Here is a 14921-nt window from a genome sequence, read left to right on the forward strand (position 1 = left end):
ACTCAATCGTGCAGCAACGAAATGCTAGCCAAGAATTCAAGCATGAATGTATTTATGCCTGAACTTATATATAGCAAATTAACTCCCCTTGTCTTTCGTAAGGTATCACCATGCAGCCCACCGATTCATCACGCAGTATTCATCACCTGGCTAAAGATTTAGAACGGGTAGTGTCTGAAGGGCGAAACCCCAATACTGTAGATATTGATACCCTTTCAACAGAAGGGATGTTGGCACGAATTAATCACGAAGACGCCAAAGTAGCACCAAGTGTAGCAACAGAAATTCCTGCCATCGCCAAAGTGGTAGACGCCGCTGCACAAAGCATCGCAAAAGGCGGACGACTTATTTATATAGGCGCAGGCACCAGTGGCAGGCTAGGTATTTTAGATGCAGCTGAATGCAGGCCAACTTTCAGTGTGCCAGATGGTGTTGTAGTAGGCATTATTGCTGGCGGCGAACGTGCGGTTTTACATGCGGTTGAAGGGGCTGAAGATAATCGAGAAGCCGGCAAGCAAGACGTTATTAATATTACGCTTAGTCAACACGACACGCTGGTTGGGTTGTCGGCAAGCGGGCGCACACCTTATGTCTCAGGCGCCCTTGCTTATGCGCAATCTATTGGTGCGACGACAGCGGCTATTGCCTGTAGCCCTAGCTCAGCCATATTTGAACATGCCGATGTTGTCATTTGCCCAGTGGTTGGCCCTGAGGCTCTTACTGGTTCAACAAGAATGAAATCAGGCACTGCGCAAAAACTGGTACTTAACATGATTAGCACCGCCACCATGATCAAGCTGGGCAAAACCTTTGAAAACTTAATGGTGGATGTAAACGCGACCAACGAAAAGCTTAAGGCTCGCGCCCTTCGCATTGTGATGCAAGCCACCGAGTGTAACGAACATGACGCAGCTGACGCGCTAAAAGCGTCGAACAACAATGCAAAGCTGGCTATTTTAATGGTACTAACAGGGGCCAGTGCCGACGACGCGGCAAAACAATTGGTGGCAAGCAATGGCTATTTGCGTCACGCTGTAAAACAACCGCTTTAAAAAGGCCACGTTCATACATGCCTATCAAGTCGCTACTTACATTCGTTTTACTACTAAGCGCTGCTATTACTCTTAGTATGTCAGGCCATGCCCAAACAGTTGCTAGGGCCAAAACCCATGATAAGGCTGAAGTTGCAGAAAGTAGGTTACAAGTAGGCGCGGCGCAATTTAATGAATACCTGCCCTTACTTGAAGGCAAGCGAGTTTCACTGGTGGTAAACCAAAGTGCGACGGTAAAAAGTGCGCAATCCACGCCAATCCATTTAGTCGATGCGCTGCTAAATCACGACATCAATGTGGTGAGTATTATGTCACCCGAGCATGGCTTTCGCGGCAAAGCGGGAGCGGGTGAAAAAATAGATAACGATGTTGATGTTAAAACTGGCCTGCCTATTCACTCCCTTTACGGTAAAACGAAAAAGCCGACGGCCGACATGTTAGCTAACACCGATATTCTGGTGTTCGACATTCAAGATGTAGGCGTGCGCTTTTATACGTATTTAAGTACTTTACACTATGTACTAGAGGCCGCTGCCCAGGCGCATATTCCGGTAATAGTCTTAGATAGGCCTAATCCTAATGGTGCGTTTACTGATGGCCCTATTTTGCAGTCGGATTATGCTTCGTTTGTAGGCATGCACGCCATTCCTGTATTGCACGGTATGACGTTAGGTGAGCTAGCACTAATGATAGTGGGTGAACAATGGATTACGACCGATGCCATTAATGCTATTGAAGGGAAACAGCTAGCGCAGCATCAATCTAAGCCGCAGGCGCTTTTAACGGTTATTCCCGTGGCAAATTACCATAAACAAATGCCTTACTCTTTGCCTGTTGCCCCCAGTCCAAATTTACCTAATGATGCTGCCATTGCCTTATATCCCACTCTTTGCTTTTTTGAAGGCACGGACGTAAGCGTTGGTAGAGGCACTAATCTTCCTTTTCAACTTATTGGCCACCCTGTTGTAGCGCTTGGCGATGAAAATATAGACGTTGCTACGAATCAAGCCGCCCCCTCGCCTAAACACAATAACACCACCCTGAAGGCTTCGTTTATGACAGAAGCCTCCTTTTCAGGGTTAGATATTGATGTATTGCTTAACGCTTATGCCCAGTTTAACGAACAAGACATTACTTTTTTCACTCGCCCAGATTTTTTCGATAAATTAGCCGGTACGGATTCATTACGACAGGCCATTATCGCGGGGAAAACTAGCACTCAAATACAAGCTAGTTGGGCAGAAGGCTTAGCCGTATTTAAACAGCTTCGCTCCCCCTATTTACTTTACCCGTTAACGGCTTCCAAATTGCCTAACGACGTAAAAGCCCGTGTTAAAACCATCAATATGAAAGCAGCCACGTACCATGAATAGCACTAACACGATGGGAAGCGCCGATACCAAGCTGGCAGTGGATAACGCAGCTAATAATTTTGATGCTTTTTTAACGGGTATCGGTGAATGGTTAGCACCTGATAATATTATTAGCGACAACCCTAGGCTAATTGCCCTTGCTACTGATGCCAGCTTTTACACTAAGATACCCAAGCTAGTGATTAAAGTACCCAGTATTCAGGCTATGTGCCGCATATTGGCAATGGCGAATCGCTTAAGTATCGCCCTGACATTTCGCGCGGCAGGCACCAGTTTATCTGGTCAAGCAATTACCGACTCCGTATTGGTCATGCTGACGCCAGATTGGCAGCAGTTTGAGGTAATAGATAACGGCGAGGCAATATCGTTAGCGCCGGGTATCATTGGCGCGAAGGCGAATCGAATATTGGCAGGCTATGGCCGGAAAATTGGACCAGATCCGGCTTCCATTAATGCCTGCAAGGTCGGCGGTATTGCAGCGAATAATGCGTCGGGCATGTGCTGTGGGGTAAAGAACAATTCGTATCACACCCTACGCCACATTCACATATTATTGCCTGACGGTAGTGAAGTGAATACGGCTGATGCGCAAAGCGTTGCCGCGTTCGAGCAAAGCCACAGTGCTTTGTTAGCTTCCCTTGCTGCCCTTCGCAACACGCTATTAAAAAATTCGGTACTGACTGAAAAAGTACGCTATCAGTATCGTCTTAAAAATACTATGGGCTACGGCCTTAATGCCTTACTTGATTATGAAAACCCGCTAGATATTTTTACTCACCTAATGATTGGTTCAGAAGGTACGTTGGGCTTCATTGCCAACATTACCTACAACACAGTGCCTTTGCCTCGGGCGCGAGAAACCGGTTTATATATATTTAAAGATTTTAAAGCAGCATGTGCGGTTATTCCTGCGCTAAAAGCCTGCGATGTAGATGCGGTAGAGTTAATGGATGCCAGAGCATTGCGCGCAGTAGCGCCACTGTTAAATGAAGTAGTAGGAAGCAAAGGCAATCACAATGCTAGCAATCATAATATTAGTAACCTAGATGCTGTTGCCCTACTCATTGATGTGGGCGCACCTTCACAGGCTGAACTTGATTCTACGCTTAAGACAGTACGCAACATTTTGATCCAGCCAGCATCGGGGTTAAGCAAAGAAAATGAGCCCCCCTCTAACCAAAATCAGAAGCACGGACAGCCTCTGCAAGATTTTACTGCAGAGCCCCGCATCATTGAAAAACTGTGGAATATTCGAAAAGGGTTATTTCCAGCGGTAGGAGCAGTAAGACCTACTGGCACCACGGTCATTATCGAAGACGTGGCTTTTCCACTTGAAAGCTTGGCCGATGGGTTAAATGCGTTAGTCGACTTATTCGAAAAGCACGATTACCACGACGGCATTATTTTTGGTCATGCACTCGATGGCAATGTGCACTTTGTGTTTAGCCAAGGGTTCAATACCCCAGATGAAGTCAGCCGCTACCGGGCCTTTATGGCAGACATAAGCGTGCTAGTGACACAGCGCTTTGCGGGTAGTTTAAAAGCCGAGCATGGTACGGGGCGTAATATGGCACCGTTTCTTACTGCACAGTGGGGTGATGAAGGCGTGGCGTTAATGCGCTCGTTAAAAGACATTATCGACCCTAAAGGTATTTTAAACCCAGGCGTTATTTTAAATGACGATCCTCAAGCGCATATTACCCACTTAAAACCGATGCCAGCAGTGCAAGACACTGTTGATGCCTGTATTGAGTGCGGCTTTTGCGAACCTCAGTGCCCCTCACTTAATTATACCTTGTCGCCCCGTCAACGTATTGCACTTAAGCGGCGACAAACGTCTTTGACAGAACCTGAAGTTATTACTGAAATTAGCGAAGCGTTTTCACATTTAGCCGTAGATAGCTGCGCGGCAACTGGGTTATGTGCAAGTGCTTGTCCGGTAGGCATTGATACTGGGCAGTGGATAAAGCAAATACGTGGCCAGCGCGCTAATGGTCGTGCTACCCAATTAGTGAGTGACCTTGCTGCTAAACATACTGATAAGGCGTTATCAATTGCTCGCTTTACACTAAATACCGGTCATAAAGTAAAAGGCTTGATTGGCGAAAAGGCGTTCAATCGTATTACAGACGCACTTCATTTACCGCAGCTTTACAATAGTATTCCTAAAGCTTCGCAGTATAAAAGCAATACCTTGCAAGATCATAAGGGGGCAGAGCTTAATGCCATAACCCATGGTAATGGACAAGCGTCTGACGTTGATAAAGTAGCTGAAATAGAAGCTGGATACCCACTTGAAGTACCCCCTAATTTAGGGCGGCCAGACTGCTCTGAGAATGAGTATGAGAAAGAAGGCGAGAAAGCTCATGAGAAAGCGCTTTCCAATGTACTTTCTCAAGCGCCATCTCAAGCGGCATTGAAGGTGGTTTACATGGTAAGTTGCCCAAGCAAAGTTTTCAGTGGTAACGCTAATGAAAAAAGCGTCATCCAGGCTGTGATTTCTTTGTGTAAAAAGGCCAATGTCGACGTGGTATTTTCCAGCGCAAATGGCCTTTGTTGCGGTCAACCTTGGGACAGTGAAGGTAAAGCAAGCACCGCAAGCGATAAACTCACGGCATGGAAACAAGAAGCCTATACACTTTCAGAGCAAGGGCGTTGGCCGGTCATCATTGACAACAGCGCTTGTGCTTACAACGTAACATCAAAAAGCATTAAGAACTCACAGCCTAATAATGTAGAAACATTCGAAGTAAGCGAGTATTTACTTCACCACATTTCACGTCGTGTAAAGGTGGTTAAAACTGATGCCCCTATAATGCTACACATAGGGTGTTCAAGTACTAAGCTAGATGCAGGCGTTGCTATTAACGCTTTGGCGAACCTTTGCACTTCAAACGTTATTATTCCTTCTGACATTACCTGTTGCGGCTTTGCGGGCACTAAAGGCTTTACTACCCCAAGGCTGAATGAAAGTGCACTGGCACCACTTGCCAGTCAGGTGCCTAAAGATTGTTATAGAGGAGTGTCGAATAGTGCGACTTGTGCTATTGGGTTAAGCCAGCACAGTGGAGTGGTCTATTCACACATTGCGGTGCTGCTCGACGAGATCAGCCAGCCGCTTCTCTAACGTCGCTTTGTGTGTTTTCAATTGTTCTTTTTCATCACCCTCTGCGGTTTCAAGTTGCGTACTGATAGCCGCAATTTGCTCGGCTAGACCTTCTCGATTTTTCTCATGCTGTTCAGCTTCTTCTGCTTTATCAAAAATTATTGCTTCGGGATGATTTTCCTCTTCATCCTGAGAAGCAGCAGCCCCTTTTGATGAGCCAGGTTGCCGAGGAATCATTTGCAGCCCTTCAGGTTGAGGTCGCTGATTCATGAAAGTGGGTGATACAATTTCAATACCCGTATTGTGCAAAGCATCAAGTACCGATTTATGTAGTCGAGAGCGTGCACTTAGCATACTTTTGACTTCTTTGAGCAAGCCCGCAACTCGGTAGCTTACTGAGAAATCACCTAAGGATATCACTTGAACAAAAGGGTCCTCTAAGTCAGCATTGGCCGCCGCAGTTAGTAAGTGCTTCTCAACCTCCGAATAATGAATGTCGTAACCTAAACTTAAGTCAACCGAGATAATCGCCCCCGATGCACGGGTTACTCTTACTGGCGTGTTCACCATTAGTGTGTTCGAAAAAGCAATTAGCTCTCGGGTTTCTGTTTGAATTTCGGTATCTAGCAAGCCCATCTCAGCTACCCTTCCGCTGTAGTCTTCTACGCGAATAAAGTCGCCAACTTTAAAGGGTTTGTTAACCCGTAATACCAATCCAGCCATCAGATTTCCCACCATGGTGGTAGATGAAAATGCGATGACACCCGATAGTAAAACACCAATTAACGCGATGACCTGATTGCGTGTACTCTCGTTCACCGGAAGTGCCATGGAGATGGCCACCAAACCTACAATAGTAAGTACTAACAAAGTTACTTGGCGTGGCAATTTTTGCTCACTGGTTAGGTGAGATTGCCGCGCAAGTAGCACGTAATGAAGCGCACCTAAACCCACCACCACCAGCACAATTGCTAGTACTAATGGAATAAAAGGAATCAGAAAAGCGACCACTACATCCACACTGAAACTCCGTTTTTTCTTATAACCAAGTCACATCTAACTTAGTTTTTGCTTCAGCCCGCTAACAATGCCGGCTGTCAATTACTTAATTTAATCTAACAACGTCAATTACTTGCATGCACGGCTAAATTCACTGAGTGCCTTCTATTTGTTCGGCTCTATGACACAAACATTATTTAGAAGTGCCCTTCCACTGAACCGGCACATAATCATTGGGACTGTTCAGGCCTAATAAGGTTTCTACCAAAGCATCAAAAATTGGGCTGTATACCTCACTATCTACGTTGTAACTGAATGTAGCAATAGCGATATCGGTGTGTGGCTGCATTTCTTTAGCTATATAGGGCATACGAAGGGGCACTAAAACTGTGCTAAGCCCTTGTTTTTTCGCTTGTTGCAACGCTGATTTAATAAAACTATGTACATCGCCTAGTGGCGCCCTGGCAGCCAGCGCTTCTTCGCTATCGAAGCCTTTCATTTCATAAACGGCATGTTGCGGAGAGATGTCCCCCACTATAAGTAGGTCGGCGTGCTTTAATGCATATTCAAAGGTTGCTTTGTTTGGAAGCTTGGTAAGCGGCAAACATGCCATTCCTACATTTGGCGCAATACTAGATAAGCTTTTTTCAAGCGCTAAACATCTGAGCGCATCGGGCATTAATGCCAACCATGTTTTCTGTGTAACAGGGAGTTTTTTAGCGCCAAAAAGGGTGGTAATTGCTGCTTTAGAAAGCGCTTTCTCTAGTTGAATATTTCTTGTCTTCTTCGCTTTATTATCTACGTCAGAAACCCACCAAGAAAGCGCTTTCTCCGAGTAGCTATTTAGGTTAAATTCAGCCTTTAGTAACGTAATGCGTTGCAAGGAAGTCGCAAGCTGTATTGAGGGGATTTCGCCACTACTTATTCGCTCACTTACCTTACCCATTAATGCAGCAAACATTTTAATATCTTGCGGGGTTCTAATGGTGAAAGGCATCAGGGCAATGTCGGCACCCGCTTGATAAGCTTTGATCATGGCATCTTCAGGAGAGAAGTATTTAGCAATGCCCGCCATATCCAATGCATCGGTAACGACTACCCCTTTGTAACCCAATTCATTTCGCAATACGTCATGGAGTATTTTACGGGACAAGGTTGCAGGAATTGTCATCACCCTACCCTGTTTGTCTTTTACAGTTGTGCTATCTAATGATGGGTATTGGATATGCGCACTCATCAACATACCTGGTGGGTTACCACCGCTGATAATTCGGCTGAAAGGCAATAGGTCACCTTTTAGCGCTTGCGCTTTTGAATACTTAACGTTGGGCAAACCCGTGTGACTGTCCGTTTGTGTATCGCCATGGCCAGGAAAATGTTTAATCGCACTTATTACACCGCTTGATTGCAACCCATCTACAAACGATTGCCCTAGCACCGCAACATCGCTAGGCGTTCCGCCAAAACTACGTACATTAATAACTGGGTTTTTAGGCTCGCTGTTAATATCTACCGACGGGGCGAAATTGGTATTTATTCCTAAGGAACTTAAGCTACTGCCAATGCCTTTCGCTACGTTTTCAGCAAAAGCCGTGCCGTGCTGATAATAGCTTGCCCCTATTGCTAAGTTTCCAGGGAAAGGCGTGAGCATAGCAGAGGGTAAGCGAGCAACTCGTCCCCCTTCTTGATCTACTGCAATAAATAGCGGTGGCAACTTCGCTTTCGCCATAGCCTGTTGCATGGCGTAATTCAGCTCTATTAACTGCTTGTTGGTTTTAATGTTTTCAGAAAACAAAATAACGCCCCCAATATTGTGGGTGACGAGTAAATCTTTAAGCGCATCGGGTAGCGTGGTTACCGGCTTTTTGCATGCTTTTGAGCTAGTACCATCATCGCAGTAGAAACGAAAATCGAGAATTATTTTTTGTCCAACAGACTGCTTTATTTGTTCGTGTTGGCTGAGTTGATTCGCATAAGCGCTAGATAGCATGAGCATGCATAGACTAAGCAGGAACGTGTAATGTAAAAATTTGACGAGTAATGGAAAAAGGCGCAAACAGGATCCTAGTAGTTTTTATTAATGGTTTAAACAGTGACATTCTTTGTAGCTATACCAATAGCTCCATCAGTAGCTATACCAGTAGCATTGCCAGTAGTTGTGCTAATAGCGTTGTTAGTAGTATTAGCAACAACTGTTATTTTATTTGCCGTTGACAGGGTAAGTACAACGATATGTTACGCTTTGATACGCATATTAATTGCCATGGTATCAAAAACCAATGCATACAGAATAAATACGTGTCATTCTGTGGAATTAACCGTGTGCTCTGCGGTACGCTTATCGCTATTGCTCATGTTAATGCACATGAATTGTTATTCAATGTGCCGTTTATTAGCAAGTCGTTCGTTTCACGTTCACGAACAGCGTCGTTTAAATTTAGTATCAATGTTTAAGCTCAAATATTCGCTTTTAAGCGAATGGCAGTATTTCACAATAATAAAGTATGGAAAGTAGTATGGATTGGGTATCAATTATCCCCCCATTGGTTGCGATCATTGTCGTATTCTGGAAAAAAGAAGTTATATTGGCATTGCTGTTAGCGGTGCTGTGCTCTGAAGCACTTATTTTGTTAACGGCAAGTCCTGCCACCAGCTTTCTTGCGCCAATCAATGCTATAGAACGCGTAGTCGATACCGCTTCCAGCCCTGGTAATACCCGAGTCATTCTATTTTCTGTATTAGTGGGCGCACTGCTGGCGTTTATTCGCGACTCTGGCGGTGTAACAGCTACCGTTAACTACTTAGTAGGCAAAGGCGTTGCCAAGAATAAGAAACAGGTTGGCAGCCTTACTATGTTTACCGGTATCGCGGTATTTATAGAATCGAATTTAAGTGTGCTAACGGCAGGTATTTTTGCCCGAGGGTTATTCGACCGCTTCGGCATGAGCCGCGCTCGCTTAGCGTATATTATCGACTCCACCAGCGCACCAGTATGCATACTCATTTTACTCAATGGTTGGGGGGCTTTCATTTTAAGCTTGCTCGACACTTACGAGCTGCCAGCATCTTCAGCCTCAATATTATGGGGCAGTGTATTTTTTAACTTTTACGCTATTTTTACCTTGCTGATTGTGGCTTACACCATAGCCGCAGACAAAGTGCACGGCCCATTGGCAGTGGAAGAGAAAACCCTATCGAAAACAGACATTCCCCAACAAACAGAAACGGCTACCAAAGCGCGTTATATGTTAGTGCCATTACTTACTATGGTATTAAGCATGGTGGGCTTTATGTTTTGGACGGGTAACGGCACTTTATCTGAAGGCAGTGGCAGTAAATCTGTGCTTTATGCCACGGCACTTGCCACCGCTATTGCTTATGGCCTTTTACTTTGGCACAAACGCTTCACACATAAAGAAGCGGTGGAAATCGGCTTTAAAGGCATGGGGGAACTGCTTCCCCTTGTCACCATTGTGCTGCTGTCTCTTACCTTAGGGAATAGTTTAAAAGACTTAGGCACAGGTGTATTTGTGGCAGGTGTGGTGGGTGAATACCTTCCCCTTGTTTTCATCGTACCTATGCTGTTTATTGCAGGGGCGGTAATGTCGTTTACCACAGGCACCTCATGGGGCACCTTTGCTATTCTTATTCCTATTGGCGTGCCGTTAATTCAAACCCTTGGATTACCGCCTTCATTAGTGGTTGCGGCTATTTTAGGCGGCGGTATTTTTGGCGATCACTGTTCGCCTATTTCCGATACCACTGCCGTGTCGTCATTAGCCGCAGGCTGTGATGTATTAACCCATGTAAAAACCCAGTTCCCTTACGCGCTTGTGGCCGGCGGGTTAACTTTGGTGGGTTATCTTATTGCCAGCATTATTATGATTGGCTAGCGCTAAGTCTATTTTCACAGTTCTAATAATAATTTTTATCAAAAGTTTTCAATTTTAAGGAGTTAGGCGGTGTTGAAGAAAACGTTTTTTCTGTTCTCATTTGTAATTCTGACAGCGTGTAGTCAAACAGGCGTTGAAGTAACGCAAACTCAACAGCAAGCCGTCGCGATGCCCGATACCTTTAGTGCCGACGCCGCGTATGCTGTTTTAGAAGACGGCGGAAATGCAGTAGATGCTGCTATTACTGCGCAGTTTGTGCTGGCAGTGACTTTACCTGAAGCAGGTAATGTGGGCGGCGGAGGCTTTATGACCATTGCGTTTGAAGGCAGCACTGACTTTCTTGATTACCGCGAAATGGCACCGTCTGATGCACATCGAGATATGTACTTAGATGACAAGGGGGATGTAAAACCTTACGAATCACTCTTTGGCGCCAAAGCAGCAGGTATTCCGGGTACGGTTGCTGGCATGTGGGCTGCACATCAAAAATACGGCAGCTTACCGTGGAGCCGTCTTGTGGCGCCTGCAGTTGAACTGGCTGAAAATGGCTTTTTAGTACCAGAAAAGCTTGCCAGTAACATTACCCGCTATTTAGCTCGTACCCGCAAGCAAGGCTTAAACAGCAACTTTGCTAGTTACTTTGAACACGCCAAAGCCAATACAATGTTCAAGCAACCTGAATTAGCCAGTACGCTAAAAGCGATTCAACAGCATGGCCAAGATGGATTTTACCAAGGCGAGGTTGCCAAGAAAGTTGTTTCCTTTATGCAAGAAAACGGTGGGCTAATTAACCACAGTGACCTAGCGGCTTATAAAGCGGTATGGCGTAAACCTCTTGAACTTAATTGGCAAGGCTACACCCTAGTGACAGCACCACCACCAAGCTCAGGCGGCGTAGCTGTGGCGCAGTGGATTGGCATGCTAGAAAGCTACGGCAGCAATCATACTCTGCCAGAACATAACAGCGCCGAATACCTGCATGTTATGTCTGAAATTGGTAAACGCGTATTTGCTGATAGAGCGGAATATCTTGGCGATCCTGACTTTGTTGAAGTACCGGTTGCTGAGCTTGTTGCCCCTGACTATATCAAGGCTCGCGCATCGCTTATTCAACCCAATAGTATTTCAGATACGCCAAGTGTTAAACCTGGCCTAAAAGAAAGCGAAGATACCACCCACTTTTCAATTATGGATAAATGGGGCAACGCGATTGCTAACACCACCACCATTAACCTTACTTTTGGTAGTGGCGTGGTAGTGGCTGGGGCGGGCTTCTTACTTAACGATGAGATGGATGATTTTAGTGCTAAGCCTGGCGTACCTAATTTCTTTGGTGCTGTTGGCGGAGAAGCTAATGCCATTTCGCCTTATAAGCGCATGTTATCTTCAATGACTCCTACCCTAGTAAAACAGGGCGGTGATGTTGTTTTAGCAACCGGTTCGCCTGGTGGCACAACCATTATTTCGTCGGTAGCACAGTCGTTGTTAAACGCATTATTGTTCGATTTTGATGCCACAAAATCTGCTAACGCGCCTCGTTTTCACCACCAATTGCTACCTAAAGATACCATTCGTGTCCATCCTGGGTTTGACGAGGCAACATTGACTGAATTAACTGATATGGGTTACACCATAGATGCCCGCCGCTTTGGTGATGTGCACTTAATTAAGCGTACAGCGCAAGGTGTAGAAGCCGCTTCCGAAGCAAGTGGGCGCGGTAAAAGCATAGTGTCTGCACGTTAGGCACTGTTAGATCATAAGAAAGGAATAGCCATGTATAAGCTATGTCGCACTGTCCATAATTGGCTGGGGCTTATACTGGCGATTCAAATTACCCTTTGGTTCGCCAGTGGTCTGGTGATGGCGTGGCTACCTATTGAAGATGTTCGCGGGGCGCACCTTCGCCATACCGTTCAAGCAAATTGGCAACACGCGACTCAATCTCCACAATCTGTTCTTGCTTCTCATAGTGCTGACGCCACATTAGCGTTAAGCCAGCGGTTGATTGTGAATGAAGATAAACCTCGTGCAATACCTGTCTATACAGTCTCTGAAGTAGTATCTGAAAGCTTTGCTCAGCAGAACACCACTGTTCGCTACAATGCCGTAAATGGGACCATTTTGGCACCACTAAGCGAAACACAAATTCAAAAAGCCGCTAATGTTCAATACGCGGGTACAGGCACCTTGAGTGAAATAGATTTTATTTCCACGTTACCTCAAGAAGTGCAGCAGCTTCCCTCGCCTATCTGGCAAGTGCAATTTAATGATACTGAAAACACACGGCTTTATATCGATCCAAACACTGGTAGCGTACTTCGTGTAAGAACAGACACTTGGCGGTTATTCGATTTTATGTGGATGCTGCATATCATGGATTATGAAGATCGCAGTGACTTCAATCACCCACTATTGATTGGCTTTTCCGCCGGCGCATTGCTTTTTACGCTAACTGGAATAGTGCTGTTGTGGCAGCGCTTTCGACCTAGAAAGCGCTCAGGGTTAAATCGATTTTAATCAGTCGCAAATAACTGTTCTATAGAGGCGAATGCTTTGAACTCCAGTGCATTGCCACAGTAGTCCATAAAGAACATAGTAGCTTGCTCGCCCGGTTGATCTTTAAATCGAATGTAAGGCTCAATAACAAATTCAATATCTGCAGCGCTTACCTTGTCGGCTAGCGCCTGCCACTGCGGCATATCAAGCACTACGCCAAAATGCGGCACGGGCACAGCATGACTATCAACCCCATTATGGGAAGGCGCTGACGGCATTTTGTCAACACAATGTGTCACCAACTGATGACCGAAAAAATTCCAATCAATCCATTGGCTGTCACTGCGGCCTTTTTCACAGCCTAACAGTTTTCCATAAAAGGCTTCTGCATTAGCAAGATTACTCACCGGTATTGCTAAATGAAACGGCTGCGCCATACGTTAAGTCCTATAAGAATTTTTTCAGTAACGATAATTTGAATTTAGAAAACGGTGCATAGCGTACGGGTGCATCCAACGCGAAAGCGCGTTTCATCACTGTTTTTAAATGACTAAAGGTATCGAACCCGGCTTGGCCATGGTAGCTCCCCATGCCGCTATTACCCACGCCGCCAAAGGGAAGTTCGGGGTTAGTCATAAATATCATTGTATCGTTAGTGCACACACTGCCAGAGCTGGTTTTTTCAATAATACTATTAAGTACTTTATCACTATCGCTAAAGGCATATAGGGCTAGAGGTTTAGGCCTGTCGTTAATGAAACCGATGGCTTCATCGATAGAGCTCACGGGCACTATGGGTAAAATAGGACCGAAAATCTCTTCTTGCATGATGGCACTGTCTTTCGCAGGGTCGAGCACCAATGTGGGGGTCATGGCAGGTCGTGCTTCATTAATATCACCACCGTAAACCACATTAACCCCATCGAGGTAGCCTTGAAGGCGATGCAAATGGCGGGTATTGATGATATTGCCGTAATCTTTCGACGAAAAAGGGTTTTTACCAAATTGGGATTTAAGCTCTTTTTTAATAGCCTCTATTAGCTTTTGCTCAAAGCCTTTCACCACGAGCACATAGTCGGGCGCGATACAGGTTTGCCCTGCATTCATCCACTTGCCCCATACAATTCGACGCGCAGTAATTTTCAAGTTGGTACTGCTATCAACAATACAGGGGCTTTTACCGCCAAGCTCTAACGTAACAGGGGTTAAATGCCTAGCGGCCGCAGACATGACAATTTTGCCAACCGCTTCGCCGCCAGTGTAGAAAATATGATCCCATTTACACGCAAGTAGTGCCGACGATTCTTCCTTCCCGCCCTCGATTACCTCTACGCACGAGGTATCCATATATTGGGGAATAAGTTTTGCCACAATCGTTGAGGTTTCAACAGATAATTCGGATGGTTTTAACACCGCACAGTTACCTGCCGCTAATGCGGCAATGTAAGGCGCTAGCAACAACTGAAGTGGGTAATTCCACGCGCCTATAATAAGCACTGTACCCAAAGGTTCTGGTTGCTGAAAGCTCTTACCCGGCCATGCAATAAGCGGGGTTGATACCTTACGAGACTGCATCCATTTATTTAAATGTTTAAGGGTGTGCTTAATGTCCGATAGCAGAAAGCCATGTTCGGCCACGTAGGCTTCACTTTCGCTTTTGCCTAAATCTTGATGGAGTGCCTGTAAGATCTCTTTTTCGTTTTCAATCAACAGGCGCTTTAGGGCGTCCAATTGACTCTTACGCCATTCTAATGAACGGGTTTTGCCAGATCTAAAACTAGTTTGAAGCGAAGCTACCGTATCGAGAAAGCAAAAACCGGGTTCTACGGCGTGAAGCGTTGGTTGATTAGACATAATACATTCCACCTGCATGTGAAGACTGTTGACCTGCTGGTTTTTAAATTCAAGACCAGACGCAACCGAATAAGCCAATATTTATCTTATAGTAATGAGGGCAATAAACCACAACCCAATTATTTTGTTAATTAATGTTTAATTATTA

At 45.3% G+C, this 14921-nt stretch carries 10 protein-coding genes; 6 read left to right on the forward strand and 4 right to left on the reverse strand.

What is annotated here, in order from left to right; genetic code table 11:
• Window positions 1–110 precede the first annotated feature (110 nt).
• Genes murQ through J8L84_RS00145 form a run of 3 tightly spaced genes read left to right on the forward strand, consistent with a single transcriptional unit; the run spans window position 111 to window position 5552 of the window.
• Entirely contained in the window at window positions 111–1052 is a 942-nt protein-coding gene (gene murQ, locus J8L84_RS00135) for an N-acetylmuramic acid 6-phosphate etherase (protein ID WP_211068920.1), read from the forward strand.
• Between the two features lie 17 nt (window positions 1053–1069).
• Window positions 1070–2425, forward strand: coding sequence for a DUF1343 domain-containing protein (locus tag J8L84_RS00140; protein WP_211068921.1), 1356 nt, complete (start codon window positions 1070–1072; stop codon window positions 2423–2425).
• On the forward strand, window positions 2418–5552 hold the full coding sequence (locus J8L84_RS00145) for an FAD-binding and (Fe-S)-binding domain-containing protein (protein ID WP_211068922.1): 3135 nt from the start codon (window positions 2418–2420) through the stop codon (window positions 5550–5552). The genes J8L84_RS00140 and J8L84_RS00145 overlap by 8 nt, the downstream gene beginning before the upstream one ends.
• Here the strand turns inward: J8L84_RS00145 and J8L84_RS00150 are convergent.
• Window positions 5505–6551 (reverse strand): mechanosensitive ion channel domain-containing protein, encoded by a 1047-nt coding sequence (locus J8L84_RS00150; RefSeq protein WP_211068923.1) that lies wholly within the window; start codon window positions 6549–6551, stop codon window positions 5505–5507. The two genes, J8L84_RS00145 and J8L84_RS00150, sit on opposite strands and share 48 nt — an antisense overlap.
• A gap of 172 nt (window positions 6552–6723) precedes the next feature.
• On the reverse strand, window positions 6724–8520 hold the full coding sequence (locus J8L84_RS00155; RefSeq protein WP_247670482.1) for a glycoside hydrolase family 3 protein: 1797 nt from the start codon (window positions 8518–8520) through the stop codon (window positions 6724–6726).
• A gap of 526 nt (window positions 8521–9046) precedes the next feature.
• Between J8L84_RS00155 and J8L84_RS00160 the strand changes: the two genes are divergently transcribed.
• From J8L84_RS00160 to J8L84_RS00170, 3 genes are all read left to right on the forward strand, one after another.
• A complete protein-coding gene (locus J8L84_RS00160; RefSeq protein ID WP_057794231.1) occupies window positions 9047–10423 on the forward strand; it encodes a Na+/H+ antiporter NhaC family protein in 1377 nt (458 codons plus the stop codon).
• A 105-nt stretch (window positions 10424–10528) separates the two neighbouring features.
• Window positions 10529–12166, forward strand: a complete 1638-nt coding sequence (ggt, locus tag J8L84_RS00165) for a gamma-glutamyltransferase (RefSeq protein ID WP_348771798.1) — start codon at window positions 10529–10531, stop codon at window positions 12164–12166.
• 30 nt (window positions 12167–12196) lie between these two features.
• The gene (locus tag J8L84_RS00170; RefSeq protein WP_211068926.1) at window positions 12197–12940 is read left to right on the forward strand and encodes a PepSY-associated TM helix domain-containing protein; all 744 of its coding nucleotides are present in this window, start codon (window positions 12197–12199) and stop codon (window positions 12938–12940) included.
• Here the strand turns inward: J8L84_RS00170 and J8L84_RS00175 are convergent.
• Both J8L84_RS00175 and J8L84_RS00180 read right to left on the reverse strand, forming a co-directional pair.
• The gene (locus J8L84_RS00175) at window positions 12937–13356 is read right to left on the reverse strand and encodes a VOC family protein (RefSeq protein ID WP_211068927.1); all 420 of its coding nucleotides are present in this window, start codon (window positions 13354–13356) and stop codon (window positions 12937–12939) included. The genes J8L84_RS00170 and J8L84_RS00175 overlap by 4 nt on opposite strands.
• Window positions 13357–13366: 10 nt before the next feature.
• On the reverse strand, window positions 13367–14773 hold the full coding sequence (locus tag J8L84_RS00180) for an aldehyde dehydrogenase family protein (RefSeq protein WP_211068928.1): 1407 nt from the start codon (window positions 14771–14773) through the stop codon (window positions 13367–13369).
• Between the last annotated feature and the right edge of the window lie 148 nt (window positions 14774–14921).

Origin of the sequence: Alteromonas sp. MMG017, from assembly GCF_018100795.1 — a bacterium.
Lineage (GTDB): Bacteria > Pseudomonadota > Gammaproteobacteria > Enterobacterales > Alteromonadaceae > Alteromonas.

Excerpts from the sequence above, each read along its gene's own strand:
- J8L84_RS00140 (WP_211068921.1), top strand. The coding sequence starts at position 1,070 with ATGCCTATCAAGTCGCTACTTACATTCGTTTTACTACTAAGCGCTGCT.
- J8L84_RS00175 (WP_211068927.1), bottom strand. The coding sequence starts at position 13,356 with ATGGCGCAGCCGTTTCATTTAGCAATACCGGTGAGTAATCTTGCTAAT.
- murQ (WP_211068920.1), top strand. The coding sequence starts at position 111 with ATGCAGCCCACCGATTCATCACGCAGTATTCATCACCTGGCTAAAGAT.
- J8L84_RS00160 (WP_057794231.1), top strand. The coding sequence starts at position 9,047 with ATGGATTGGGTATCAATTATCCCCCCATTGGTTGCGATCATTGTCGTA.
- J8L84_RS00170 (WP_211068926.1), top strand. The coding sequence starts at position 12,197 with ATGTATAAGCTATGTCGCACTGTCCATAATTGGCTGGGGCTTATACTG.
- J8L84_RS00180 (WP_211068928.1), bottom strand. The coding sequence starts at position 14,773 with ATGTCTAATCAACCAACGCTTCACGCCGTAGAACCCGGTTTTTGCTTT.
- J8L84_RS00155 (WP_247670482.1), bottom strand. The coding sequence starts at position 8,520 with ATGCTATCTAGCGCTTATGCGAATCAACTCAGCCAACACGAACAAATA.
- J8L84_RS00145 (WP_211068922.1), top strand. The coding sequence starts at position 2,418 with ATGAATAGCACTAACACGATGGGAAGCGCCGATACCAAGCTGGCAGTG.